Here is a 3,044-nt window from a genome sequence, read left to right on the forward strand (position 1 = left end):
TTGGTGATGTGGACTCTCAAGTGTGAGGTAAGGGCACATGGTGAATGCCTTGGCATGCACAGGCGATGAAGGACGTGGCACGCTGCGATAAGCTCTGGTGAGGTGTGAGCAACCTTTGACCCAGAGATTTCCGAATGGGGAAACCCGGCTTCTCCATCAACTCACAATCATCTTCGGATGCTTGTGTTTTGGTGGGGCGGTCATCCCATAGTGAATACATAGCTATGGAGAAGCGAACCCAGGGAACTGAAACATCTCAGTACCTGGAGGAAAAGACATCAACCGAGATTCCGTTAGTAGTGGCGAGCGAACGCGGACCAGGCCAATGGTTCTGAGTGAGACAGCAGAAGCGTCTGGAAAGGCGCGCCTTAGCGGGTGACAGCCCCGTATGCGACATCAAGCTCAGGATCTTCGAGTAGGGCGGGACACGTGAAATCCTGTCTGAACATGGGGGGACCACCCTCCAAGCCTAAATACTCGTGCATGACCGATAGTGAACCAGTACCGTGAGGGAAAGGTGAAAAGCACCCCGACGAGGGGAGTGAAACAGTACCTGAAACCGTGTGCCTACAAGCAGTCGGAGCTCTTCGGAGTGACGGCGTACCTCTTGCATAATGGGTCAACGACTTAAGGTAGTTTGACTGGGGCGGTCGCCTCCTAAAGAGTAACGGAGGCGCGCGATGGTGGGCTCAGACCGGTCGGAAATCGGTCGTCGAGTGCAATGGCATAAGCCCGCCTGACTGCGAGACTGACAAGTCGAGCAGAGACGAAAGTCGGTCATAGTGATCCGGTGGTCCCGCGTGGAAGGGCCATCGCTCAACGGATAAAAGGTACGCCGGGGATAACAGGCTGATGACCCCCAAGAGTCCATATCGACGGGGTTGTTTGGCACCTCGATGTCGGCTCATCGCATCCTGGGGCTGGAGCAGGTCCCAAGGGTTTGGCTGTTCGCCAATTAAAGCGGTACGTGAGCTGGGTTCAGAACGTCGTGAGACAGTTCGGTCCCTATCTGCCGTGGGTGTAGGAATATTGACAGGATCTGTCCCTAGTACGAGAGGACCGGGATGGACATATCTCTGGTGGACCTGTTGTCCTGCCAAGGGCATAGCAGGGTAGCTATATATGGAATGGATAACCGCTGAAGGCATCTAAGCGGGAAACCAACCTGAAAACGAGTATTCCCTTGAGAACCGTGGAAGACGACCACGTTGATAGGCTGGGTGGCCCGGCTGGCTGCGGTCCCCGGCTGGCTCGCCGACGATGCCGAACATCGGCGCATCCTGCTGTTCATCCTTGCGGTGACGCTGCACAACATTCCCGAAGGCACCGCAGTCGGCGTCAGCTTCATGTCGGGCGATGCGAGCCTCGGCTGGGCGACCGCGCTCGGCATCGGCATCCAGAACATTCCCGAAGGCATGGCCGTGGCGGCGGCGCTGTCGACCTTGGGCTGGAGCCGGGCGCGATGCATCCTCGCCGCGCTCGCGACCGGCCTCATCGAGCCGTTCGGCGGCGCGCTCGGCGTCGCCATCGTCCAGACCTCGACCGCGGCGCTCCCCTGGGCGCTGGGCTTTTCCGCCGGCGCCATGCTGTTCGTGGTCATGGCCGACATCATTCCCGGCACCAGCCGCCGGATCGAGCATGGATCGGCAACCCCAGCGCTGATGGCGGGTTTGGCGATCATGATGTTTCTCGACGTGACCCTGGGTTGAGCCGGGCACGCACCAACCCCCATCGAAGGACAATTCCCATGACCAAGACCAAGACCGTATCGAAGATGCAGGAAGCCGAACTGCCCGGGCTCGAGGCCGAGCTCGATCCCAAGCCCGAATGGCAGCCGCGCTACCCCGGCTCGGGCCGGCTCGACCGCAAGGTGGCGATCGTCACCGGCGGCGATTCGGGGATCGGCCGCGCGGTGGCGGTGCTGTTCGCGCGCGAGGGCGCGAATGTCGTGATCAGCTATCTCGAAGAGGATGAGGACGCGCAGGCCACCGCCGAGATGGTCGAGGAAGAAGGCGGCAAGGCGGTGATCATCGCGGGCGATATCGGCGAGCGCGACCATTGCCGCGAGGTCATCGACCTGGCCATCCGCAAGTTCGGCCAGATCGACATCCTGGTCAACAATGCCGGCGAGCAGCATCCCGACAAGGATATTACCGATATCTCGGACAAGCAGCTCAAGCGCACTTTCCAGACCAATGTCTATGGCATGTTCTACATGGTGCAGGCCGCGATGCCACACCTCAAGCCCGGTGCCACCATCATCAACTGCACCTCGGTGACCATGTACAAGGGTGCGGACGAGCTGCTCGACTATTCGGCGACCAAGGGTGCGATCACTGCCTTTACGCGCAGCCTGTCGCAGAATCTGGTCGAAAAGGGCATCCGCGTGAACGGCGTCGCGCCGGGACCGATCTGGACCCCGCTCAACCCCTTTGGCGGCGCGAGCGAGGAGAAGCTCGAGCATTTCGGCGAATCGACGCCGATGGGACGCCCCGGTCAGCCGAACGAGGTCGCGCCGTGCTTCCTGTTCCTCGCCTGCGAGGATTCGAGCTATATGAGCGGCCAGGTGCTGCACCCCAATGGCGGCGTGATCGTCGGCAGCTGAATTGCGGCGAGCGGTGCGATAACCCGCGCCTTTCCTAACCTGTGCAAGGGCCGCTGCCATGGGCTTTACGGACAATGCTGGCAGCGGTCCGGAGCGCTTCTGCTTCCCCGAGAAGCGCAACCGCAATGCAGGAAAGGAAGTCTCAAGTGGCTGATAACAATCCGAACTGGAACGACAACGACAGCAATCAGCAAGGTCAGCGCCGACAGGAAAACGACTATGCGCGCTCGGCGAACCACCAGTCCGGCCAAGCCGGGCAGGGCCAGCCGCAGCAGCAGCAGGGTGACAACTGGGGGCAGCGCGGGCAGGGCGATTACCAGCGCGGCCAGCAGGGCGGCAACACCCAGGGCGGCGGCTGGGGCCAGTCCGGCCAGTCGCACCAGCAGGGTGGCAGCAACTGGCAGCATGGCGGCCATTTCGCCGATCCCGCGCAATATGG

The 3,044-nt window shown here is 61.2% G+C and carries 2 protein-coding genes, 1 rRNA gene and 1 pseudogene (1 of these 4 cut by a window edge); all 4 read left to right on the top strand.

Annotation, left to right across the window (positions count from 1 at the left end; all coding sequences use genetic code 11):
* A 23S ribosomal RNA gene (locus tag DM995_RS21855) occupies positions 1-1,255 on the top strand; it begins 2,329 nt to the left of the window's first position.
* Between the two features lie 34 nt (positions 1,256-1,289).
* Positions 1,290-1,709, top strand: coding sequence for a ZIP family metal transporter (locus tag DM995_RS12290; RefSeq protein WP_353653374.1), 420 nt, complete (start codon positions 1,290-1,292; stop codon positions 1,707-1,709).
* Positions 1,710-1,747: 38 nt separating this feature from the next.
* Complete coding sequence (locus DM995_RS12295) at positions 1,748-2,605, top strand: SDR family oxidoreductase (protein WP_116969607.1); 858 nt, start codon at positions 1,748-1,750, stop codon at positions 2,603-2,605.
* Positions 2,606-2,751: 146 nt separating this feature from the next.
* Positions 2,752-3,044, top strand: a pseudogene (locus DM995_RS21860) (hypothetical protein); the annotation flags it as partial.

The sequence above is a fragment of the Blastomonas sp. UPD001 genome, assembly GCF_003426715.1.
In the GTDB taxonomy this organism is placed as follows: domain Bacteria; phylum Pseudomonadota; class Alphaproteobacteria; order Sphingomonadales; family Sphingomonadaceae; genus Blastomonas.